The 20604-nt window shown below is 68.8% G+C and carries 19 protein-coding genes; 3 read left to right on the plus strand and 16 right to left on the minus strand.

From position 1 onward, the window contains the following. Positions 1 to 56: 56 nt before the first annotated feature. Complete coding sequence (locus tag ABD295_RS10985) at positions 57 to 560, minus strand: hypothetical protein (protein ID WP_344303757.1); 504 nt, start codon at positions 558 to 560, stop codon at positions 57 to 59. 152 nt (positions 561 to 712) lie between these two features. Between ABD295_RS10985 and ABD295_RS10990 the strand changes: the two genes are divergently transcribed. The 3 genes from ABD295_RS10990 (at position 713) to ABD295_RS11000 (ending at position 3389) form a co-directional block, all read left to right on the plus strand. After that, on the plus strand, positions 713 to 946 hold the full coding sequence (locus ABD295_RS10990; protein ID WP_344303758.1) for a hypothetical protein: 234 nt from the start codon (positions 713 to 715) through the stop codon (positions 944 to 946). A 76-nt stretch (positions 947 to 1022) separates the two neighbouring features. Further along, positions 1023 to 2252 carry an AAA family ATPase gene (locus ABD295_RS10995; RefSeq protein ID WP_344303759.1) on the plus strand — a complete coding sequence of 410 codons (1230 nt, stop codon included), beginning with the start codon at positions 1023 to 1025 and terminating at the stop codon, positions 2250 to 2252. 15 nt (positions 2253 to 2267) lie between these two features. Beyond that, positions 2268 to 3389, plus strand: a complete 1122-nt coding sequence (locus tag ABD295_RS11000; RefSeq protein ID WP_344303760.1) for a tetratricopeptide repeat protein — start codon at positions 2268 to 2270, stop codon at positions 3387 to 3389. 57 nt (positions 3390 to 3446) lie between these two features. Here the strand turns inward: ABD295_RS11000 and ABD295_RS11005 are convergent, their stop codons facing one another. From ABD295_RS11005 to ABD295_RS11075, 15 genes are all read right to left on the minus strand, one after another. Continuing rightward, the gene (locus ABD295_RS11005) at positions 3447 to 4211 is read right to left on the minus strand and encodes an SDR family NAD(P)-dependent oxidoreductase (RefSeq protein ID WP_344303761.1); all 765 of its coding nucleotides are present in this window, start codon (positions 4209 to 4211) and stop codon (positions 3447 to 3449) included. An 85-nt stretch (positions 4212 to 4296) separates the two neighbouring features. Further along, the gene (locus ABD295_RS11010) at positions 4297 to 5844 is read right to left on the minus strand and encodes an APC family permease (RefSeq protein WP_344303763.1); all 1548 of its coding nucleotides are present in this window, start codon (positions 5842 to 5844) and stop codon (positions 4297 to 4299) included. A 115-nt stretch (positions 5845 to 5959) separates the two neighbouring features. Then, positions 5960 to 7360, minus strand: coding sequence for a glutamine synthetase family protein (locus ABD295_RS11015; protein ID WP_344303764.1), 1401 nt, complete (start codon positions 7358 to 7360; stop codon positions 5960 to 5962). Then, positions 7353 to 9002, minus strand: coding sequence for a flavin-containing monooxygenase (locus ABD295_RS11020; RefSeq protein WP_344303765.1), 1650 nt, complete (start codon positions 9000 to 9002; stop codon positions 7353 to 7355). The genes ABD295_RS11015 and ABD295_RS11020 overlap by 8 nt, the downstream gene beginning before the upstream one ends. Positions 9003 to 9015: 13 nt before the next feature. Further along, positions 9016 to 10176: an iron-containing alcohol dehydrogenase family protein gene (locus tag ABD295_RS11025; RefSeq protein WP_344303766.1), complete on the minus strand. Its 1161-nt coding sequence runs from the start codon at positions 10174 to 10176 to the stop codon at positions 9016 to 9018. A 48-nt stretch (positions 10177 to 10224) separates the two neighbouring features. After that, complete coding sequence (locus tag ABD295_RS11030) at positions 10225 to 11589, minus strand: aldehyde dehydrogenase family protein (protein WP_344303768.1); 1365 nt, start codon at positions 11587 to 11589, stop codon at positions 10225 to 10227. 12 nt (positions 11590 to 11601) lie between these two features. Further along, positions 11602 to 12339, minus strand: a complete 738-nt coding sequence (locus ABD295_RS11035; protein WP_344303769.1) for an SDR family NAD(P)-dependent oxidoreductase — start codon at positions 12337 to 12339, stop codon at positions 11602 to 11604. Between the two features lies 1 nt (position 12340). Then, positions 12341 to 13075 carry an SDR family NAD(P)-dependent oxidoreductase gene (locus tag ABD295_RS11040; RefSeq protein ID WP_344303770.1) on the minus strand — a complete coding sequence of 245 codons (735 nt, stop codon included), beginning with the start codon at positions 13073 to 13075 and terminating at the stop codon, positions 12341 to 12343. Then, positions 13072 to 13998, minus strand: a complete 927-nt coding sequence (locus ABD295_RS11045; protein WP_344303771.1) for an alpha/beta hydrolase — start codon at positions 13996 to 13998, stop codon at positions 13072 to 13074. Before ABD295_RS11045 ends, ABD295_RS11040 begins: the two co-directional genes overlap by 4 nt. Before the next feature lie 33 nt (positions 13999 to 14031). Continuing rightward, positions 14032 to 15426: a glutamine synthetase family protein gene (locus ABD295_RS11050; RefSeq protein ID WP_344303772.1), complete on the minus strand. Its 1395-nt coding sequence runs from the start codon at positions 15424 to 15426 to the stop codon at positions 14032 to 14034. After that, on the minus strand, positions 15423 to 16721 hold the full coding sequence (locus ABD295_RS11055) for a glutamine synthetase family protein (protein ID WP_344303773.1): 1299 nt from the start codon (positions 16719 to 16721) through the stop codon (positions 15423 to 15425). The genes ABD295_RS11050 and ABD295_RS11055 overlap by 4 nt, the downstream gene beginning before the upstream one ends. Beyond that, complete coding sequence (locus ABD295_RS11060) at positions 16718 to 17773, minus strand: hypothetical protein (RefSeq protein WP_344303774.1); 1056 nt, start codon at positions 17771 to 17773, stop codon at positions 16718 to 16720. The genes ABD295_RS11055 and ABD295_RS11060 overlap by 4 nt, the downstream gene beginning before the upstream one ends. A 4-nt stretch (positions 17774 to 17777) precedes the next feature. Continuing rightward, positions 17778 to 18557 carry an SDR family NAD(P)-dependent oxidoreductase gene (locus tag ABD295_RS11065; RefSeq protein WP_344303775.1) on the minus strand — a complete coding sequence of 260 codons (780 nt, stop codon included), beginning with the start codon at positions 18555 to 18557 and terminating at the stop codon, positions 17778 to 17780. Continuing rightward, positions 18554 to 19822 (minus strand): YlbE family protein, encoded by a 1269-nt coding sequence (locus ABD295_RS11070; RefSeq protein WP_344303777.1) that lies wholly within the window; start codon positions 19820 to 19822, stop codon positions 18554 to 18556. Before ABD295_RS11070 ends, ABD295_RS11065 begins: the two co-directional genes overlap by 4 nt. After that, positions 19819 to 20538: an SDR family NAD(P)-dependent oxidoreductase gene (locus tag ABD295_RS11075; protein ID WP_344304050.1), complete on the minus strand. Its 720-nt coding sequence runs from the start codon at positions 20536 to 20538 to the stop codon at positions 19819 to 19821. The genes ABD295_RS11070 and ABD295_RS11075 overlap by 4 nt, the downstream gene beginning before the upstream one ends. Positions 20539 to 20604: the final 66 nt, after the last annotated feature.

Here is a 20604-nt window from a genome sequence, read left to right on the forward strand (position 1 = left end):
TGGAGCACCCGCCCACGCGGATTGTTCCGGGCCCTGTGCGATCGCAGGCCGACGCGTCACTCGTAGAACGGCGAATCCGGTGAGGCATCCTCATAGTCCGGCGCGCCGTCGTTGTCGGAGTCGACGCTGCCCCAGCCGGGTTCGCCCGGCGCGGGCTCGGTGATGAAGGGGTTCTCCGGGGACTCGTACACGCCCGGGTCCACCGACACGGAGGTGACGCCCGCAGCCTGAGGCTCCAGGTCGTCGAGCTGACCGTTCTGGTTCTCGTCGGTGCCCCTGAAGTCGACAACGCCGTCCTGGTTCCAGTCGGTGATGACGTACTCGAAGTCACCGTCGTTGTCCTGGTCGATGACCACCCGCTCGTACAGGCCGTTGTGGTCGGCATCGGTGGCGATCAGCTCGGAGTCACCCGACCGGTCGGTGTCGATGTGGACCTCCTCGTACAGCCCGTCCTGGTCGCGGTCGAGGCCCACGACCTCCTGGTAGCCGTCGCCGTCGGAGTCCAGAGTGGCGCCGTCGGCGATCCCGTCACCGGAGAGGTCGAAGGGGGTCTCGGACATGGCTTCCTCCTGTTGCTGTCGCCGCCGGTCGCGACGGTCGATGCCAGTGGGAGGGGGCGACCCGTGCTTTTGTTCCGGCAGCTCGAGGGTGGCGCGACCACTTCGACGGCAGCGCCCCGGAACATGCGGCGCCGACCGCACCTCGAACGCACGTGGACGAGCCGCGAGCACTCGACGAGGAGCTCGACCCGACCCACTGGACCTTCGACGTCCTCACCGCACTGCACGACCACCTCAAGCTCGGTCCCGGCTACCCGACGTCGCGCACCCGCGTCGTGCTGTCCCGCCAAGCCTTTCCGGACTGGCGGGCGGCTGCCGAGACCGCCGGGTGCATGGCGGTGGCCGTCCACGGCGGCATGCCGGTCGAGATCCTCCCGCGCTACTAGTGGTGCGACCCGCCCATCCCCGAGGAGACCAGGAGTCATCAGGAACATCCGGGCCCGCCGACTCCTCGAACCCGACGTGACACCACAGGATGACGCGCCCCACGCCGCTGGCGACGACGCCCTCATCGCGAGCCTGCGCTCCGCGGTGGACGCCCGGCCCGCCGATGTCGCGCTGCTCGTGCACCTCGCGGAGCTGTTGGTGGCCGCGGGCCGCGGGGCCGAGGCGATCCCGCACCTGGCGACCGCCCTCACCCACGACCCAGGGTCGCGTGCGGCGCGCAGCCTGATGGCGCGGGCGCTCGCTCCGCAGGAACCCACTGCGCCGAACGACGAGTCGGTCGACTGGGCGGCCCTGACGGAGGACCTGGCCGACGTGGTGCCCCCGATGTTCGTCGACGGCTCCTTGGATGGCGCGGACGGGCCGTACTCCCCCGACGTGGAGCAGGTCGGGGTCCGACTCAGCGACGTCGGCGGTCTGCGCGAGGTGAAAGCACGGCTCGAGGCGAGCTTCCTCGCACCGATGCGCAACCCGGACCTGCGCGAGCTCTACAAGAAGTCGCTGCGCGGCGGGCTGATGCTCTACGGGCCGCCGGGGTGCGGCAAGACCTTCGTCGCCAAGGCTGTCGCCGGCGAGCTGGGGGCCGCCTTCCTGCACGTCTCGCTCGCCGACGTTCTCGACATGTACATCGGTCAGAGCGAGCGCAACGTGCAACAGCTGTTCCGCACCGCTCGCGAGGCGGCACCCTGCGTCCTGTTCCTCGACGAGCTGGACGCCATCGGGCAGAAGCGCTCGCAGATGCGCTACTCCGGCACCCGCTCCGCGGTGAACCAGCTGCTCACCGAGCTCGACGGTGTGGGCAGCGACAACGAGGGTGTGTACCTCCTGGCGGCGACCAACCATCCGTGGGACGTCGACTCGGCGCTGCGTCGCCCCGGTCGGATCGACCGGACGCTGCTCGTCCTCCCCCCCGACCACGAGGCCCGGGTCGCGATCCTGCGCACCCACCTGCGTGACCGCCCTGTCGAGCGGATCGACCTGGCGGCACTGGCCAAGCGCACGGACGGCTACAGCGGTGCGGACCTCAAGCACCTGTGCGAGTCCGCGGCCGAGATCGCACTGCTGGACTCGGCCCGCACCGGGCAGGTCCGCCTCGTCACGATGCGCGACTTCGAGTCGGCGCTGAAGGACGTCCGCCCCTCCATCGGCCCGTGGCTCGAGACGGCGCGCAACGTGGCGATCTACGGCAACGCGACCGGGGAGTACGACGAGCTGGCGAGATACCTGCGCAAGCGCGGCCGAAGCTGACCTCGGACGACCACCGTGAACCCCGACCTCGATCGAGCGGAGATCCTGCTGGACCTGCATCGCCCCGCCGACGCAGAACGGCTCGCCAGGGACTGCCTGGCCGGTCAACCCGACTCGGCCGAGGCGTTGAACCTGCTGGGGCGCGCCCTCAACGACCAGGGGCGGCACCGCGAGGCCGAGGGGGCGATCCGGGCGGCGCTGGCACTCGAGCCTGACGAGGGCGACCACGTGCTGCAGCTCGCCTCCACGCTGTCCCAGCTCGGCCAGCAGGTGGCGGCCGTGACGCTCGCGCAGCGCTTGCTCACCCTGCGGCCACACGAGTGGTCGAGCCACTACATCCACGCCCAGGCCCTGCTGAGCGGTCGGCGCCCGCGCCGGCGCTCGGCGTACGACGCAGCCCAGCGAGCTCGCGACCTGGCGCCCTGGAACCCGGAGACGCACAACCTGCTCGGCGTGTGCGCAGCCGACCTCGGTCGGCAGGACGAGGCCGAGGCCTGCTATCACGAGGCGCTGCGCCTGGACCCCGAGTACGTCTTCGCGATGAACAACCTGGCCGCCCTCGACCTCGACCGGGGACGGTTCGGCCGGGCCGGCGCCGGGCTGACCGCGGCGGCCCAGCGTGCGCCCCAGGACGACGTCGTCCGTCTCAACCTCGACATCGTCGTCGTCACGTGGGCCCAGCGACTGTCCTTGGCGGACCTCGCGTTGGGAGTGCTCGCAGCCGCGCTGCTCGCCATCGGGGCGCCATGGGTGGTTCGCGCAGCCGTCGGGACCGCCTACCTGGCCGGCCTCCTGGGCCTCCTCGCGACGTTCAGACGACAGCTCCCGCGAGGACTCAGCCTCGGCCCGAGGCTGCTCGGGCGGCTGCCCTGGTCGGCCAGGAGAGTCGTCGTCCTGGCCAGCCTGTGCACGCTGGCCCTGGTCATCCTCTTCTTCGCGCCTGTCGGGGTGGCGGCCGCCACGGGGGTGGCCACGCTCACCTTGCTGCAGCTCGTCGGGGCGCTCGTGCTGGCCGGCTGGCTGCTGTCCCTGCCGTACCTCCTCGCCCGGCAGGGCCGGGCGTCGTGGCAATGGCACCGGACGCACGGTCGGTGGGCAGCGCGCCGGCGGCGCGGGAAGACGGTGCGATTTCGCTGAGCGCCGACAGCGGACGTCACTGCCGAGCCGCTGGAGCCGCTGGCCGGGTGTGCTCGGCTAGGACGCTCCCTGCACCTCGGGGATGGTCTGGCCGCCGTCCACGACGAGGCTCTGTCCCGTGATGAACCCGCTGTCCGGCCCGGCGAGGAACTCGACAGTGGCCGCGATGTCGGCCGGCTGTCCGAGACGAGCCGCCGGGATGATCGCCGTGACCGCCTCCATCACGCCCGGCTCTGCGTAGAGCTCGGCCAACGAGTCGGTCATGATGGTGCCCGGCGCTACGGCGTTGACCGTGACCATGGGGGCCAGCTCGATCGCAGCCGCCCGCATCAGACCCTCCAGACCGCCCTTCGAGGCGCAGTAGTGGGCGAGGCCGCGGATTCCGGTCCGCGGCCCCGTGATCGAGCTGATGAAGACGATCCGGCCTGCCCCGCTCGCCTCGAGGTGGTGAGCCGCGTGCTTGACCAGGAGGAAGGCGCTGGTGAGGTTGGTGTCCACGACCTCGTGCCAGTCGTCGAGATCCATGGTGGCGAGCGACTGCTCCGGGTAGATGCCGGCAGCGTGGCACAGCACGGTCAGCCCGCCCAACGTCTTGACCGACTGCTCCACGAGCTCGGCCACGGCTGCGGGTTCGCGCAGGTCCGCCCTGTGGAAGACGGCTTGTTGACCGTCCGCACGCAGCTCCGCCTCGAGGGCTAGCCCCGCGTCCTCGTCCCGGCCACTGAAGACGACGTCGTAGCCGCCGGCCGCGAGCCGCTCCACGACAGCACGACCCAGCCCTCGGGTCCCCCCGGTGATCAGCGCCGTTCTCGTCTGCGCCATGGCCTACTCCCTAACTGTGACTGAGGTGCACGTCCGACTGGTCAGAGCGCTCGAGTCCGGCGGTGCCGGGGAGATGTCGGTCGAGCTACCTGCTCACGGTCGGCTCGTCGATATCGGTGGTCAGCCCGGCGTGGGTGAAGATCGTGCTGCCGATCGCGGCGTACTTGGCCGGGTTGGACTTGCGCCAGTACAGCGCCACCAGCACAGGGACGACGAACGATGCCAGCACGAGATACGGAAGGGCACGACCGAACCAGGTCTCGGCAGCTGCGCCGGCCGCCGAGGAGAGGTTGGACAGGAGCAGGTAGTTGACGTAGATCATGCCCAGACCGCCGATGACCGGGGACAAGATCGTGCGAAACACGTTCGCCGTCTCGGGGTGCTGCTTCTTCACGTGGAAGTACCAGATGCACGCCACTGCTGTCAGGGACTGCACCGCCAGCAGGGCGACCGTCGCGAAGACGGCCAGCAGGACGTAGAGCTCGAGGTAGGGGTCGACGTCGGCGACGTAGGCACCCAGGACCACCACGACGGTGAAGACGGTCTGGAAGGTCGAGGCCACCGCCGGCGACTGGTGCCTCGGGTGCGCCTTGCCGAGGCTTCGCGGAAGCAGGCCGTCCCGGCCGAAGGCGAACAGGTAGCGCGTCGCTGAGTTGTGGATGGCCAAGGCGCATGCGAACGAGCCGCCGATGACGAACCACTCGAAGCCCTTGACTCCCCACTCGCCGACGTAGTCCCGCATCGGGGTGTAGAGCAGCTCGAACGGCTCAGCGCTCTGGGCGATGACGATCGACTGCTCGGCACCGTTCCCCGCGACCGCCATCCAGGAGATGAAGGTGTAGAAGACTCCGATGCCGATGACCGCGACGAGCGTGGCCCGAGGGACGATCTTCTTGGGGTCCTTCGACTCCTCTCCGTAGATCGCGGTCGCCTCGAACCCCACCCAGGACCAGAAGGCGAACAGCAGGCCAAGACCTGCCACTCCCTCACTGAGGCCGTCCGTCTGGAATGCCTTGGCCGGGTTGAGCGAGCCGGGCATCAGCCCGTCAGGGCCGCCGCCCTTGAAGAGCACCGCAAACGCCATCAGCGAGAGCAGCAGGACCTCGATGACGAGCACGACGCCGAGCACCTTGGTGGCCAGGCTGATGTCCCGGTAGGACAGGATGCCGATGACCGCCATGCCGATGACGCCGTAGACGATCCACGGGATGTCGATGTCGAACTGGGAGAGCATGGTGCTCTGGCAGAACACCGAGAACAGGCCGATCAAGGCAGCCTCGATCAGCATGTACGCCAGCATGCTCATCACGCCCGCGCCGAGTCCCACCGGACGGCTGATGCCGCGGGAGACGAAGGTGTAGAACGCGCCTGCCGCGGTGATGTGCTTCGCCATGGCGACGAAGCCGACGCTGAAGATCGTCAGGATGACGCACGCGACGATGAAGCCGGCCGGCGCACCCAGTCCGTTGCCGTACCCGACGGCCACCGGGACGTTTCCGGTCATGGCCGTGATCGGGGCCGAGAAGGCCACCACCATGAACACCACGCCGATCAAGCCCACGGCGTTCGGCTTGAGCACACCGTGCCCGGCCGATTCGCTCTCGGAAGAACCGATCTCGGTTTCAGTAGCCACTGCAGCTCCTAGCTAGTCCCGGGTGGCGCCGTCCGGGATGCCGGAGCGCTTATAGGTCTGAGGCCTAGACTCTAAACCTATAATATTCAAGGGGTCAACGGCTGTTTGCCACGCCTCACAGAGGCTCCAGGTAGCGGGCGATCTCCCAATCGGTGACCGCCAGCCGCTGGGCTTCCAGCTCTGCCCTCTTGGTCGCGACGTAATGACCGACGAAGTCGCTGCCGAACCAATCGACAGCGACCTCGCTCGCTGCGAGCAGGTCGAGTGCCTCACCGAGCGTCGACGGCAGACGCGCCGACCGGTTCTCCGCGGCGTACACGTCGGCATCCGTCAGCGCCGGCGGTTCGAGCTCGTTCTCGATCCCGTGGATGCCGCCCGCGATCACGGCTGCCGTGGCGAGGTAGGGATTGACGTCCCCACCGCCTTGCCGATGCTCGAGGCGCGTTCCGTGAGGACCTTCCAAGATGGCCCGGAGACCGGCCGACCGATTGTCGATCCCCCACGTGGCGGTGGTCGCCGCCCAGGAGTAAGGAACGAACCTGCGGTAGGAGTTGGGGTTCGGTGCCATCAGGGCGGTGAACTCGGCCATCGTGGCGAGGGAGCCGGCTGCGAACCGACGCATCGTGCTGCTCATCGTGTCGCTGCTGCCGGCGTCGTGGAACACCGGGTCGCCGGTGGCGGTGTCTTGCAGGCTGATGTGGACATGGGCGCTGTTGCCGGCCCAATCACTGTGCGGCTTGGCCATGAAGGTGGCCAGCAGCTGGTTGCGGGCCGCGAGCTCCTTGACACCGGTCTTGAAGAGGAGCGCATGGTCAGCGGCGGAAAGGCTGTCGGAGTAGCGGAGGTTGATCTCGAACTGTCCCGGCCCGGTCTCGGTGTTGCACGCTTCGATCGGGATGTCGAAGGCCGCCATCTGTGCACGGATCTGCGCCGCGATCCACTCATGCTGCGCGCCGAGGACGATCCCGTACGTGCTCGGCTGATCGCCCAGCGGCACGAGATCGACCGACCTCTTCTCGTGACGCACGCCGGTGGGCTCCTTGAGGAGGTAGAACTCCAGCTCCACCGCACTCATGGGTTCGTAGCCGAGGGCACGCGCTCTGTCGATCACCCGCTTGAGGACGTGGCGCGGGTCGATCGGGATCGGACCGTTCTCGTGAGGATGGTGCCAGTCGGCCAGCAACAGCGCAGTGTCGTCGTGCCAGGGAACCAGCCGCAGGGTCTCCCGGTCGGGCAGCGCGAAGATGTCCGGATACCCGTTCGTCTCGGTCGGGAAGTACCCAAGGTGTCCGGACGGCCTCGAGACCAACGCCGACTCGTCCAGGTGCATGACCCAGAAGACGTCGCACAACGCCATCCCGTGTTCCAGGATGCGCGCGAGCTGCCCGATCGGGACTCGCTTGCCGCGCATGACCCCGAAGGTGTCGGCCCCGCCGATGACCACGGTGGTCACGCCGAGCGACGTCAAGGCGGCCGGCAGGTCACTGGCGTGGCGCAGCGCGTTCAGGTCATCCATCTGAGTGGTCCTCCGCATCGGTCGGTGTGCCGAGGACGAAGCCTCGGTACGAGTTGTCGACTACCGTTTCGCACTCTGTGCGGTACCTACCGCATCCCCCGACGTAGGGCATGAAGACTCGTGGCTTCCCGGGGATGTTGGCCCCGAGGTACCACGAACGAGCCTGCAGATAGAGCGTCCCCTCCGCGAGCTCGCGGGTGTGGACGACCCATCCGTCCTGAGCCTCCTCGCTCGCCTCGATGCGGTCGAGGTCGTGCTCGCGCAGGTAGGCGAGGCAGTCGGCGACGAAGTCCACGTGCTGCTCGATGGAGATCACCATGTTGCTGAGCACGCCGGGACTCTGGGGCCCGGTGATCATGAACAGGTTCGGGAACCCGGCGGTCTGGAGACCGAGATAGGTGCGTGGGCCGTCAGCCCACGCTGTCTCCAGGGTCAGCCCGTCAGTGCCGCGGATGTCGATGTCCGCTAGCGCTCCGGTCATCGCGTCGAAGCCGATGGCGAAGACGATCACGTCGACCTCGACGAGCCTGCCTGACTCCAGGCGGATCCCTGATGCCTCGATGTGGCTGATCGGGTCGTCCCGGACGTCGACCAGGTCGACGTTCGCCCGGTTGTACATCTCGAAGTAGCCCGTGTCGGTCGCTGTCCGCTTGGTGCCGATGTGGTGGCGGGGACTGAGACGGTCGGCCACGTCGGGATCGGTGACGATCTCCCGGATCTTGTCCCTCGCGAACTCCTGCGCCCACAGGTTCGACTGCTCCTCGGTGAAGAAGTCGGTGTAGCCGCCGGACAACGCGCTGATGCCGCCTCGCTGCCACCCCTCTTCGTACCTTGCTCGACGCTCGTCCTCGGTGACCTCGTGAGCACTGCGCGTCGGCGGAGGGAGCGGCGTGCCCGCGTCGGACAGCTGGCAGACCCTCCGGCGCTCGCCGAACGTGGCCCTGACCTCGGCGAGCTCACCCGCGAGGAGCGGGCGGTTGTGCGCCGGCATGGAGTAGTTGGGCGTGCGTTGGAGGACCGTGAGGTGCCGGGCGAGCGGGGCCACCTGCGTGATGACCTGGATGCCCGACGAGCCGGTTCCGATGACCGCGACCGTCTTGTCGGTCCAGTCCACCGCGTGGTGGGGCCACATCCCGGTGTGGAACCACTCGCCCGCGAAGTCGTCGAGGCCATCGAAGGAAGGCGGCTTGACGGCAGACAGGTTTCCGGTCGCCATCACGACATGGGTGCACGACAGGTGGGACCCGTCATCGAGGCGCAGCGTCCATGACCGCTCCGCCTCGCCCCAGTCCGCTCGGACCAGAGTGCGCTCGAAGACGATGTCGTCGCGCAGGTCGAACCGATCCGCCACGTGTTGGAGATAGGCGAGGATCTCCGGTTGTGCCGCGTACCGCTCGGTCCAGTCCCACTCCTGGACCAGCTCCGGAGAGAACGAGTAGCAGTAGTCGACCGACTCGATGTCGCAGCGCGCTCCTGGATAGCGGTTCCAGTACCAGGTGCCACCCACCTCGCTTCCACGCTCGATGACCACGGCATCGAGTCCCTGCTGCCGAGCGCGATACAGCATGTAGAGGCCGGCGAACCCTGCTCCCACGATGACCAGGTCGAACCGGCGGCCGCCCGGGCCCCCCGTCGTTTCCACGCTGCCGACCACGTCAGCGCCTCGCCAACGAGAAGGCGCTGTCGAACGCCGCCCTGACTTCCTCGAACGTCCACGTCGCCGGCGACATGGTGATGAAGTAGTCGTCGAGCGCGGCCCGCGCCAGCCGATCGGAGTCGTCGGGCGTCAGCTCCAGGTCCGAGAGGACAGGGAAGTCCAGGTCTTGCAGGAGGCGGCGCACCGCGTCGACACAGCGTGACCCGTCGGCGACTTCGCCTGGCGGGGCACCCAGGGCATCGGCGACGCGCTCGAGGAGCTCGGGCACCTGGTGACGCTCACGCTCGAGCGTCTCGGCGAGGACGAGTCCCACGGTGAGCCCGTGCGGTGCGCCGGTGAGGCCGCCGATCGCCTGGCCCAGCGAGTGCTCGGCGGTGCAGTCGGAGATGTTCATCGCCAGGCCCGCCATGGTGGCCGCGCACATCATCTCGCTCCGCGCGTCGACGTCAAGCGGGTTGCGGTAGGCGACGGTCAGGGACCTGCCGATCAATCGGACCGCCTCGAACGCGATCGCGTCCCCGATCGGCGTGGACACCCGCGCGATCACCGCGGCGATCGCCTGGGCGAGTGCGTCGATGCCGGTGTGGGCCGTCATCGCGGGCGGCATCGTGTGCGTCAGGCGCGGATCCACGAAGGCCCAGGTGGCGCGAAGGTTCGGGTGCGCGATTCCAGCCTTGACGCCTCGGGCCGGGTCAGTGAACACCGCTCCCCCCGACACCTCTGAGCCGGTCCCCGCCGTGGTCGGGACAGCGATCATGGGGATGTCGGGCTCGGGGAAGACCCTCTCGCCGCCGAGGAACGTCGTGAGGTCGACGCCTTGCTGGACGCAGGAGCGCGCGGCCTTGGCCGTGTCCATCACCGACCCACCCCCGATGGCGATGACCACCTCGGCCGCCGAGCCGGCCAGCGCGGTGCAGGCGGCATCGGCCGAGGCGATGGTCGGCTCTCCGGGTGGCTTCTCATGGATCGTGAGACTGGCCGTGACGGCGAGCTCCTCGAGCAGGGCCGCAACTGCCGGATTGTGTGCGGCCAGCCCTTCGTCGACGATGACGAACACGTGGGACCAACCCTGGCCAGACACCAAGGCCGGAAGGCTGGCCGCCACTCCGTCGCCGAACCGCACGCGGACCGGGAGGTGGTTGTCGAAGTCCTTGATCATGAGTACTCCTTCGTGCGCGTACTGCGCGGCGGGGGGTCTGGGGCTGGTTCACACGTCGGCCAGGAAGACGTTCTTCTCTTCGGTGAACGCCTGAGGTGCGTCAGGGCCGAGCTCCCTGCCGAGGCCGGACTGCTTGAACCCGCCGAACGGAGTCCAGTAGCGCACCGAGGTGTGCGTGTTCACGCTGAGGGCGCCCGCGTCGATGCGCCGGACGACGCGCAGGGCCCGACCCAGGTCTGAGGTGTAGACCGACCCCGCCAGGCCGTACTCGGTGTCGTTCGCAAGCGCGACCGCTTCGTCCTCGTCGTCGAAGGGCATGACGCCGACCAGCGGCCCGAAGACTTCCTCGCGCCAGATCCGATCGGCTGGATCGGTGACGTGTGCGACCGTCGGCGGCAACCAGAACCCCTCCCCGTCAGGCGCCGTCCCCTGGGCGACGACATCTGCCTGCGAGATGTAGCCCTGGACCATGTCCCGTTGCTTGGCCGAGATCAGCGGGCCCATCTCGCTGGTGGGGTCAGCGGGGTGCAGGACCCGGAGCCGCTGCACGGCGGTCACGAGCTTGCCGACGAACTCGTCGAACACGGACCGCTCGACCAGGATCCGGGATCGGGCACAGCAGTCCTGGCCGGCGTTGTCGAAGACGGCGTACGGCGCCGAGGCAGCAGCCCGCTCGAGGTCGGCGTCCGCGAAGATGATGTTGGCGGACTTGCCGCCGAGCTCCAAGGTCACGCGCTTCACCTGCTCCGCGCAGCCCGCCATGATCCGCTTGCCGACGGCCGTGGAACCCGTGAAGGCAACCTTGCGCACGAGGGGATGCGTGACGAAGCGTTCGCCCACGACCGGTCCACTGCCGGGCACCACGGAGAAGACACCCTCGGGGATCCCGGCCGTCCTCCCCAGCTCCTCGAGACGCATCGCTGTGAGCGGCGTCAGCTCCGCCGGCTTGAGGACCACGGTGTTCCCCGCAGCCAGTGCGGGCGCGAAGCTCCAGGCCGCCAGCGGCATGGGGAAGTTCCACGGGACGATGACGCCGACGACGCCGACAGGCTCGTGGAAGGTCACGTTCACCCCTCCCGGTACCGGGATCTGACGCCCCATGAGCCTCTCCGGGGTGGCGGAGTAGTAGTTCAGGACATCGCGGACGTTCCCCGCCTCCCACCGCGCGTTCCCCACGGTGTGCCCCGCGTTCTCGACCTCGAGTGCGGCCAGCTCTTCGAGGTGGTCGTCGACCACGGCGGCGAACCGCCGTAGCAGCGAAGCCCGCTCGCCGGGAGTCACCGCTCGCCAGGCCGGTAGTGCCTCCTGCGCCCGCTCGATGACGCGGTCGGTGTCCTCGAGGGAGGTCAGCTCGACCTCTCGGATCGTCTGGCCGGTCGCGGGGTCCACGACAGTGAAGTTGGTGGGATGCATGACAGGTTCCTCTCAGTTCAGCTCGTGGCCACCGGAGACATTGATGGCCTGCCCCGTGACGAAGGCAGCGGCCGGAGTGGCCAGGAAGGCGACGACGGCGGCCACGTCCTCGGGTCGGCACGCCCGGCCGGCTGGGATCTCGGCGACGAAGCGGTCGCGCCACATGGCGGCGTCGCCCTCGCCCGAGGCGACTGCGATCTCAGCGGCGAGCTGGTCCATCATGTCGGTCTCGCAGATGACGGGGCACACGCAGTTGGCGGTGACCGGCTCGGTCGCCAGCTCGAGCGCCAGCGATTGTGTGAACCCGATGAGTCCGAACTTCGATGCCGCGTAGTGCGCGATCCAGGGCTCGCCGGTCTTGCCGGCGTCGGATGCGATGTGGATGATCCTGCCCGCCGTCGACCGGCGCACGAGGGGCAGCACCGCACGGGTGAGCAGGAACGCACCCGTCAGGTTCACGTCGAGCACACGTTGCCACTGACGACTCGGCATGGTCGCGACGGGTGCCACGTCGATGACGCCGGCGCAGTTCACCACGACGTCCAGTCGCCCGTGCTCCTGCTCCACGTGGGCGACGACGGCCGCGATCGAAGACTCGTCCGTGACGTCGCAGGACACCGTGCCCGAGGACTGGTGGAGGTCGGCGCGAAGCACCGTGAGGCCGTTGCGCTCGAGCTCGTCGGCGATCGCGCGTCCGATCCCGCCGGTGGCCCCGACGACGAGGGCGACGCTTGCCTGTGGGGTGGTCACCTCACTTCACCTGCGCCGTCCAACCGCCGTCGACGACCAGGTCCGTCCCGGTGATGAACGACGCTGCCTCGGAGAGCAGGAAGCAGATGGCCTCGGCCACCTCCTCGGGTGATCCGATGCGGCGCAGCGGGGTGCGGGCCTCCATGTCAGCCCTCCTGGCCGGGGACGCCTCGTACAGCGGAGCCACCATGGGCGTCAGGATCGATCCCGGGCACACCGTGTTTGACCTGACTCCGTCGGGCCCGAGCTGGATCGCCAGGGAACGGGACAGCGAGATCACGGCAGCCTTCGACACCTGATAGGCGTCCAGCGGTGAGTCCATGCCTCGCAACCCCGCCACGCTGGCGACGTGCACGATGCTGCGACCTCGTCCCGCTCGCAGGGCCGGCAGCAACGCGACCGTCAGACGACGAGTGACGTCGAAGTTGATGCTCATCGTCCGTGCCCACACCTCCTCGGGCAGGTCGAGCGCCGAGCCGTCGCGGTCGAACCACGCGACACCGGCAGCGTTGACAAGATGGTCGAGCCGGTCCCCGACCAGCGCGACCAGTCCCGACAGCTCATCCGCGTCGGTGAGGTCGACGCGGTGGTAGTGGACACCGTCCAGCCCGGCCAGCGACTCCGGGACGGGCTTGAGGTCGGCGGCTGTCACCTGTACGCCGCGCGCTTGCAGGGCGTGCGTCACCGCCAGGCCGATCCCGCCACCGGCGCCGGTGACCAGCGCGGTGCCGTTCACGCCATGGCCGCTGCGACATGAGCGCCGGCGAACTCCATGGCGCGGGCGGCCTCCGGGAACACCTCGTCGAGCCCGAAGAAGCCGTGCACCAGGGTCCCCGCGTCGAAGACATCCACCAGGACACCCGCGCGACGCAACGCCTCGACGTACTGGAGACCCTGCGGGCGCAGGGGATCGCACTCAGCGACGATGACGGCGGCGGGGGGAAGTCCCGCGAGGTCCGCGAGCAACGGGGAGACGAGGGGATTGGTGCGCTCCTCTGCACTGGTCAGGTAGTTGTCCTGGTGCCACTGCATCTCGTCGCGGTAGAGGATGTGCCCCTCGTAGGTCATGTCGAACCCGGAGGCGAGGTCACAGGACGTCACGGGATAGACCAGCAGCTGCAGACGCGGCGTCGGACCGCCCTCGTCCCGGAGGACCTGGGTGGCGACGGTGGCCAGGTTGCCACCGGCGGAGTCGCCGGCGACGGCCACCCTGTCCGGGACAGCTGCGTCTCCGAGCCCCCCGGACGCGACCCACCTCACGGCGTCGACTGCGTCGTGGACGGCGGTCGGGAACCGATGCTCGGGTCCGCGTCGGTAGCCGACGCTCAGCACGGCGCATCCGGAGGCCAGTGCGAGACGTCGCGTGGTGACGTCGTGGGAGTCGACGCTCCCCAGCAACCAGCCACCTCCGTGGAAGTAGACGACCACTGGGAGAGGACCCTCCGAGGTCGTGGGCAGGTAGAGGCGCGCGGGCACCTCAGCGTCGTCACGAGTGGGGATCTGCATGTCGCGCGTCTCGGCGATCTCGGGCTTGGACAGGGCACCGAGGTCGCCTTCGAAGTTCACGCGGGCCTCGTCCACGGGCAACAGGTGCGCGTTGGGGCGGCCGGAGGCCGCAGAGTCGGCGAGCATCTGAATCGCCACAGGGTGCAGGGGCATGGGGGTCTCCTCGATCTGGAACGGACTCGGCGATCAAACTCGTTCGTAGTAGCGGCGGAGCTCCCAGTCGGTGACCGTGCCGGAGTCGAAGGAGACGACCTCTGCACGGGCGGACCCGAGCAGGTGGGCGAAGACCTCGGCCCCGAAGGCCTCGGCAGCGAGCTCGCTCTCGGCGAAGCCATCCACCGCGCGGTGCATCGACGTCCACATGGTCGGCACGTCCGGGATCTCCCAGGCGTTCCCCACGTCGACGCGTGGAGTGTCGAGGCCCTGCTCGATCCCGGCCAGTCCCGCTGCGATGGTGGCGGCGTAGGCGTAGTAGGGGTTGACGTCGGCGCCGGGGATACGGTTCTCGACGCGGTACGACGCCCCCTCCCCGACCAGCCGGAAGGCGAAGGAGCGGTTGTCGTGGCCCACCGCGACGGCGGTTCCCGCGAACTGGTTGGCCTGGTAGCGCTTGTAGGAGTTCACGGTGGGGGCGAACATGAGCCCGAGGTCCAGGGCGTGCTCGAGCTGGCCGGCGACGAAGCTGCCGAAGACCGACGACATGCCGCTCTTCTCTGGATCCCAGCACAACGGGTCCCCCGAGCTGGCCGACCACAGGCTGACATGCAGGTGGCAGCTCGATCCGACCTCGTCGATCCCTACCTTGGCCATGAACGTGGGGGTCAGTCCGGCCCGGTTGGCCAAGTCCTTGACGCCGTACTTGAACAGCACGTGCCTGTCGGCCATCTCGAGGGTGTCCTCGTAGTACAGCGTGATCTCCTGCTGACCCAGGCCCCACTCGGGCTTGCTGGACTCGGTGTCCACACCGAAGGCGTCCATGCCGTTGCGGATCTGTCGGATGAACCAGTCGTCGCGGCTCGACTGGCTCATGCCGTAGTCACACCGGTAGTCCGACAGCATGTCCAGGTCCTGGTAGCCCCGGCGGAACGCTTCGCCGGGAGTGGTCTTGGCAAGGAAGAACTCCAGCTCGGAGGCGAACTTGAAGCGCAGGTCGTGTCGTGCTGCACGGTCCAGCTGTCGCTTGAGGATGGAGCGGGGGGCGACCTCGAGGAGGTCGTCGCTGTCGCTCTGGTAGGCGTCGCACAGCACCAAGGCGGTCGTCGGGTCCCAGGGCACCCGCCGCAGGGTGTCCAGGTCGGGAACCATGCGGAAGTCGACGTAGCCGTTCGACGCGTTGGAGACGGGTAGCTCCAGAGGTTCCATCTCGAGGTCCACAGCGAAGACGAACGAGCTGGCCTTGACGCCCTCGGAGCCTAGGCCGAGGTCGCGGAAAGCACGTCCCGTCAGCCGCTTGCCGACGAGGCGGCCGTGCGGGTCCGGCACGGCGCAGAGCACGTTGTCGACGTCACCCCTGTCCAGCAGCTGCTGGAGCTCCTCCACGGTGATCCGGCCCGTGGGGGTGTCGTCGTGGTTCGCGTTCACAAGTTCTCCAAATATCTGTCGCGTTCCCAGTCGGTGACGGTGTTGCGCCACCAGGCGTCGTAGGCATCGAGCTCCCCGCGGCGGGTGGCCGCGAAGCTGGCGACGAACCGGTCCCCCAGAAGGTCACTCGTCAGGTCAGAGGCCTCGAACCGGTCGACCGCTGCATGGAGATCGGCCGGCAGAGGATCGCCGCCGACCTCGGCTCCCGGCTGCAGGCCAGGGCCGGGATCGGCACCGTTGCGAAGGCCGTGCAGCCCGCCGGCGAGGATCCCGGCGGCGACGAGATAAGGACTGGCGTCCGCCCCCGGGCGGCGGTGCTCGACGCGCGCGCTCGACGACCCCATGTTGGTGATCACCCGGCAGGCCGCGTTGCGGTTGTCGAAGCCCCAGCTGGCGCGTGCAGCAACGAACATGTCCGGACTGATGCGCTTGTAAGAGTTGATGAAGGGGTTGAACAGCACCGAGAAGTCCCCCATCGTGCTCAACAGCCCGCCCAAGTAGGCAGACCCAGTGGGCGAGAGCCGGCCGTCCTCCGCACCGAACACGTTCGCCCCGGCGCGAGCCAGGCTCGAGTGCACATGTCCTCCCGAGCCTGAATGACCCGCGTGCACCTTGGCCATGAAGGTCGCGTGCAGACCGCGCTCCTCACAGAGCTCGCGCATGTAGGCACGAGCGCGTGCTGCGCCATCGGCGGCCGCCAACGCCGGCGCGGGCGACATCGCGAACTCGAGGAAGCCTGGACCAAGCTCGGAATGGAACGCCTCGATCGGCGCTCCGACCGACTCCATGCGGCCCATGAACTCCTCTGCGAGGGAGTCGACGGCAGCCAGACGCGCGTGGCTGTAGGCACCGATGGTGCGTCCCACCGGTCGGTGGGGTTGCTCTCCCGGCTCGGCGTGGTGGAGGTAGAACTCGTACTCGAACCCGAAGGTGGGGACGAGGTCGAGCGCCGCGTACTCCCCCACGAGCCTTTGACAGAGACTGCGCGGCGACTCCTGGATGGGCTCGCCCGCGCCGTCGACGAGGTCGGCGATCACGGCTTCGGACCGTGGCCGCCAGAACAGCTCCCGCCTGGTGCTCTCGTCGGGAACCGCCGTGGCGTCGGGGTAGCCGTTGGCAGCGTTGCTCAAAGGCGTGTCGACGACCTCGTCGACCACCGAGAGACCGAAGAGGATCGTGCACATCGACGCCCGTCCGCCCGGACCGAGCTTGTCCGCCCGGGTGCTCTTGACACGCAGACCCAGGTCGTAGTCCGGCAGCTCGAGGAACACCCGCGGAACCGAGTGTCGGCTCATGAGCCCTCAGCTCCCGAGGCTCCCCTGCGGGTCCGGCCGACACGCTCGTAGACCCAGTCCGGGATGTCGGCCGGATCGTCGTAGATCCACCACGTGCACGTTGCTGCCTCACGATCCGCAGGCCACACGGGTGGCTCGATCACCCGCGTCGGATGGCCGATCCGATCGATGGGAGCGACCTCGTTGAGAAGGCAGCAGTGCACGCAGTACGCACAGATGCCCTCGGTGTTCCAGGCCCAGTCGTGGCGCTCGGTGGTGACGGCGAATCCGTACGGAGGACCAGGACGGGGCGACCCCTCGGTGGTGCTGTCCTGCATGGCCCGTCCCCCCGACCCGCACGGCCGGAATCGGAACCCGGTCCGCCCGGGCTCGTCGACCAGCTCGACGTCGCCGTGGCGCCGGTCGCCGGTGAGGTGTGCGTGGAAGCCGTCGAGGATGGCGTACCCGAGCTGCTGGCGCGACTCGCTCCAGGGTTGGCCCCCGATGCGCGATGCGTGCTCGTCGTACCAGTCAGACATGAGGTGGTCCCACATCTCGCCGAGCCGGTGCTCCCCCACGAGGCGCACGCCGATGTCGAGCAGACCGTAGAGACGGTCCACCGCCCGGTCGTGGACGTCCTGCCACCCGGCCCGCAGCGCCTCGACCTGGTCTGCGGTGACGGTCGTGGTTCCGCGCAGGTCTTGCGCCAGTCGACGCGTCTGGCTGGTGTAGTCCTGCCAGCCGGACTCGAACGCGTCCTCGTCAGCGCCCACCAGCTCATCGAGCGCCCGGACCCGGGCAGCCAGGTCGTCGTGCTCCACCTCGCCGGTGCGGACGAGCCAGGACTGGAGCTCGGCCGGCCACCGGCCGTAGATGTCGTGCAGCTCCTCCGCTTCCTGCACTGCCACCTCGAGAAGCTGGGCGACCGCCTCCGTGTCGCCGGCCGCGAGCCGACCCTGGGCGAGCGAGAACGTGCCTTCCGAGAGCTCGTCCCAGTCCCCCACGCGTCCGGTCCTGTTCAGGAACGGCACATGAGCGACGACGCCCGCCGTCTCCCGGGCTCCCCTGGTCACGTCGTCACGTCGTGCAGAAGCCACCGTCAACCACCCAACTCGCCCCGGTGACGTACGACGCCTGATCACTGAGCAGGAAGGCGATGACCTGCGCGATCTCGTCGGGCAGGGCATAGCGACCCGCCGGGATGCGGTCCCGAAGCACGTCGGGGAGGGCGTCAGCGGGACGGTGAACCGCGTCGCTGTCACCGACACCGTGGTTCTGCAGGGCCATGGGAGTGGCGACCGCACCCGGTGCCACGGCGTTGACCCGGATCCCGTCCGCGGCCAACGAGCGGGCCAGGCTGCGGGTCATGGCTTCGAGCGCGGCCTTGGACGCCGCATAGGGCAGCGTCGGCTCGGGGTCGACGAGAGCGAACACCCGGTGCGCCTCCAGTGAGGTGACGTTGACGACCGCAGCGGACCCGGACCGTCGCAACCAGGGACTCACCGCGCGGGTGACGTTGAAGGCTCCGAGGAGGTTCACGTCCAGCACCTCGTGCCACTGTCGGGCGTCCACGCTGTCGAACCTCCCGGGTCGATGGATCCCGGCGCAGTTCACGACGTAGTCGATACCACCATCCTCCGCCTCGGCGCTGAGCAGGCCCGCGATCTGCTGCTCGTCGACGACGTTCCCGGTCATGCCGATGACGCCCGCCCTCGCAGGCACGGGCGCGGTGTCGACGGCGAGCACGCGCAGCCCGGCGTCCGCCAGGACCCGTGTCGTGGCGGCACCGATCCCGGACCCAGCCCCGGTCACGACGGCAGTGCTCCCGGCGAAGTTGAGTGCGATCGTGCGGGTCATGCCTCGTGCTCTTCTGGGGCCGAGAGCGCAGCCATGGCCTTCTCGAAGCACTCGCGAGGGGCTCGGATCACGCCGGCACCGATCTGCCCGCCATCGGAGCCAGCCAGTCCCACGTCCATCACCGGCATGATTCCGGTTTCGAGCACTTTGCGCACATCGATCCCGGTGGGGGTGCCGCGAAAGTCGAACACCGGGATCCGGTAGTCCGGGTTCTCGCCGAGAGTGATCGAGTACATGTCCAAGTTGCGTTGGAGCATCACGTCGGCAGAGCCGCCCTGGTAGCCCTGCAGCGGCAGGGCACACGCCTGGGCGAACCCGCCGAGCCCGATCGTCTCGGTGATCGGGCTCTCACCACCCATCCAGGTGATCTGGTCCTCGGTGTAGCCCGGGAACAGCTTGCCCTGGTGCACGGGCGGTGGACCGTCGAACCAGGTGTCCCCCGCTCCGGACACGCGGATCGAGAACCCCCGGCAGCTGAACGCCATGGCGGTGACGAGGGTGGAGTGGGAGACGTGACTGGCCGCGTCCGCGGTCACCTTGGCCGCCGCCATGGAGAGGCGCAGGAAGAAGTAGTCGTTCTCCGCGATGTGCACCGTGGTCTCAGCGACGCCGTCGATGCCCTCTCTGGTCATGTCCAAGAGCGCAGCGAGGATCTCACGCGTGAACAGGAGCGACGCCGCGGCGTTGCGACTGTGCAGCTCGTCGCCCATGCGCAGGGCCTTCGCCATCAGATCCTTGAGGGGGACGCCGCCACTGCGACGGATGGCCTCGCCGACGACCGGGGCCAGGACGTTGTTGACGTGCAGGAGCCGTTCGCGCACGTCCTCGTCGTAGCACCCGTAGTTGAGTCGCCTCGGCTCCTTCCCCTCGTAGAAGTTGCAGAAGCCACGCCGACCCGTGGTGCGGTCCTCGACGACGAACACCGGCATCGAGGCCGTGTAGATGCCGGCCAGCGATCCGACGGCACCGTGGTCATGACAGGAGCCGACCCTGATGCTGCCGTCGTCGAAGCCCGCGATCGCCGAGTCGCGATCATCGGCCAGCCCCTCGAAGAGCGCGCCGCCGATCAGGGCCTCGCGCTGCCCTCCGGTGTACTCCCGCCAGCCCATGGGCGACCCTGAGGTCAGGACCATGTCGTCGGCGAACCCTGGAAGGAGGTCACCGGCGCGGCCGACGTCGACGACGACGGGGTCCGCGGCGAACATCTGGGCGAGGGCAGTGGCGTTCGCCTCCTCGACGAGGTCCTGCACGTCCGTCGTCGTCATGGAGTTGCCAGCCCTCCGTCCACCAGCAGCGTCTGAGCCGTGACGAACGAGGACTTGGACGAGAGCAGGAACTCGACGACCGATGCGACTTCCTCCGGCTCACCGATTCGCTTGAGGATCGAACGCTCCGCGCACTGCTCTTCCCCTCCGGACACGGCTGCCATCGACGGGCTCATCGGCGCGCGGATGACGCCAGGAGCGACGTTGTTCACCCGGATTCCACGCGCTCCCAGCTCGACCGCCAGGTACCTGGTGTACGCCCGCAGCCCGGCCTTGGTGGCGCCGTAGACGGAGGCGCCGACGAAGCTCCCGATCTCTCCCGTGAGGCTTCCGATGTTGACGATCGCGCCGCCGTCGACCAGGTGCGGGGCATACACGTCGGTCACGCGCGCCGTCCCGGCGACGTTCACCTCGAACATCAGTCGCATGTGGTCCTCGTGGACTGCTCCGAGGAAGGTGTCGCGCAGCACCCCGGCGCAGTTGACCAGGCCCCCCAGCAGGAGACCCTCCGGCAGCACGTCGGCCACCGATGCCTCGACCGCCTGCCTGTCACTGACGTCCAGGAGGACGGACCGAATGTCGATGTTGTCCGGGTGGTCCCAGTCGATCGAGTCGATGGCAGGAGCGAGGTCGCCCGCCACGGGCGTCCAACCGGCGTCTCGCAACGACCGACAGATGGCCATGCCGATCACTCCGGCTCCTCCTGTGACCAGCACTGCGACTGACAAGGGGTCCTCCCAGCGATGTTGTCGGGCTCCGGCGGCAAGTCTGACCCGGCCGAT

It is taken from the genome of Nocardioides bigeumensis, assembly GCF_039531755.1.
Taxonomy (GTDB): Bacteria; Actinomycetota; Actinomycetes; order Propionibacteriales; family Nocardioidaceae; genus Nocardioides; species Nocardioides bigeumensis.